The 2,149-nt window shown below is 43.7% G+C and carries 2 protein-coding genes; both read right to left on the bottom strand.

The genetic code is table 11. The features are described 5' to 3' along the window. Positions 1-87 precede the first annotated feature (87 nt). Positions 88-1,662 carry a reverse transcriptase domain-containing protein gene (locus tag QUA03_RS28760; protein ID WP_333217116.1) on the bottom strand — a complete coding sequence of 525 codons (1,575 nt, stop codon included), beginning with the start codon at positions 1,660-1,662 and terminating at the stop codon, positions 88-90. Positions 1,663-1,934: 272 nt separating this feature from the next. After that, on the bottom strand, positions 1,935-2,090 hold the full coding sequence (locus tag QUA03_RS28755; RefSeq protein ID WP_333050788.1) for a hypothetical protein: 156 nt from the start codon (positions 2,088-2,090) through the stop codon (positions 1,935-1,937). Positions 2,091-2,149: the final 59 nt, after the last annotated feature.

Genomic DNA, 2,149 nt, shown 5'->3' with positions numbered 1-2,149 from the left:
TGGTTGAGTCGATGTGGGGTATTATCCCCAGCACCTCTCAGTTAGAACTGGACGTGCCAGTTTCCGTGCATCCAGCTCCCGATATTCTTAGGGAGTGACCCTTTTGCTCATGTGTGAGTAGTCATGACAGGATTCGTGGATTGCTAGAAGATTTTTAGGTTTCCAGTTATCATGATTCTCGTCGATGTGATGTAGATTTACTCGCTCGTCGCTCATAAATTTCATCCCACAATGACCGCATGAATGGTTTTGCTTTTTAAGGGCTTTAGAGGTCAAATCATCGTATAACTTACTATTGCGTTTGCTCCAATAAGTTAAATCTCCGTCATAGGGCGATTTATCCCCTTTGACGGAGATGTGTTTGTTTTCGGAGTAAGGAACCGTTGGAAATGCCTTCTTAACAAGCTTAACGCTTGATTCTCTGGTATTTTTGGATTCCTTGTTAAATACCGTGTATGTTCTGTGATTTAAGAACCAAAGTGAAAACCTTGCTCCTGACATATCACAGAACCTATGGTAATTTCTCCATCCTCTAACTATTGGTGCTAGCTTTTCGGCTTTTACCTTAGAACCATAATTCGAGCAATTAACGATGTTCTTTACCTTCAAACGGAACTTTTTAAAATTATCCACTGAGGGGTAGCTTTTAAATCTTCCGTCGCTTAACACTTTGAAGTGCCAGCCGAGAAAGTCGAATCCATCTGTCGTAGCGGTAATCTTGGTCTTCTTAGCACTTACCATCATTCCTCTAGCTGCTAAAAAATTATCAATTTCGGCAAGTATTTTGACTGCATCGTCTTGAGGTCTAAGCATTATCACCATATCATCCGCATAACGGATTGATGTTTCGACAATGTTTGACGCTGGGGTTTTGCCAGTTATTCTAAATCCATCCTTATGGTATCTGTGAATACTTTCAATCCCGTTAAGAGCGATGTTGGCTAATAGGGGACTCACCACCCCACCTTGAGGAGTTCCTTGTTCCGGGAAATCGGGGTTGACCCCAGCTTTTAGGCATCGGAAGATTCCGAGCTTGATACCTTTGGGCGCAATTAAGTTGTCCATTATGGTGGTGTGACTAATCCTGTCGAAGCATTTTTCTATGTCGAGTTCGATCACTCGTTTTTCCATTCCATTACAGTAGCTTCTTAGATTGTTGAACAGGATTTTCTGTGCATCGTGCGCGGAGCGTCCGGCTCTGAACCCGTAGCTGTAAGCATGGAATGTTGCTTCGTGTGCTGGTTCTAAAGCGTATTTAGCGAGGCATTGCCAAGCTCTATCCGCGATAGTTGGGATTTTTAGCATTCTGGTTGTCCCGTCCTTTTTTGGGATTGGGATTTCCCGTAGTCCTTGATGATGCCAATTACCTGCCGACTCTTTAAGTATTGTTTCTAGGTAGAAACGTCCTGTAAAGCCGAGAGATTTTACACCGTCAACACCTGCTGTTTTCTTGCCAGCGTTTAGCTGTGTTACTTGTCGAATTGCTAGGAATCTAGCAGCTTTGGATTTCAGAATAAGTCTTTGCAGAGACTGCGCTTTCCGCTTGTTTCCTGCTTGAACCGCTTTGAACACTCTCTTTTGTAGGCGAAATAAATCTTTGCGGAACTTCTTCCACGGTAGATTCTTCCAAGATTCACTGGTATTACTACTGTGTCTAATCATGCTCTGCTCTGTTGAGTGTTTTCTGAATACCTTGCGAAAATTACTTCGCATCCTACCCGTCTTGAGAGAGTTCCGTATCTCATCTTACCTACATGGAAATCGACGTATCCATGACTCTCAAGTCGTTTTTATTCGTTCCCTCAGATGATTGATTGTTCCGTTAGGTGTAGCCAATTTAACTATCAGAAACCCAAGATTCTGGACGCTATTGTGGAAATGATGCGTCGGGCTTTAGCTCTGATGAGGTCAGGGTTTTTTAAGTTATGCCCTGCCTAGGTGTAAGTTACTTTTTTAGGCTCGGTTTCACCGTAGGAACTCCCTGTTAGCACCAGTGTCAGCCCATAACAGCCGTCTGATTGTGCCCTGTTCCCAGCTTCACTCTCCAAGAATTGAGCTTGGTCGGTGTGAGCAGATAAGGAGTCACGCATGAATCTTGCGGGAAGGACTTGCACCTTCATCAATCTGAGAGTTCAGTGCTCAACCTAGG

This window comes from Microcoleus sp. S36b_A4 (assembly GCF_036700645.1).
Classification (GTDB): Bacteria; Cyanobacteriota; Cyanobacteriia; order Cyanobacteriales; family Microcoleaceae; genus Microcoleus.
The sequence above is the reverse complement of the archived record's forward strand: the minus strand, read 5'-3'. Positions and strand labels throughout refer to the sequence as shown.

Excerpts from the sequence above, each read along its gene's own strand:
- QUA03_RS28760 (WP_333217116.1), bottom strand. The coding sequence starts at position 1,662 with ATGATTAGACACAGTAGTAATACCAGTGAATCTTGGAAGAATCTACCG.
- QUA03_RS28755 (WP_333050788.1), bottom strand. The coding sequence starts at position 2,090 with ATGCGTGACTCCTTATCTGCTCACACCGACCAAGCTCAATTCTTGGAG.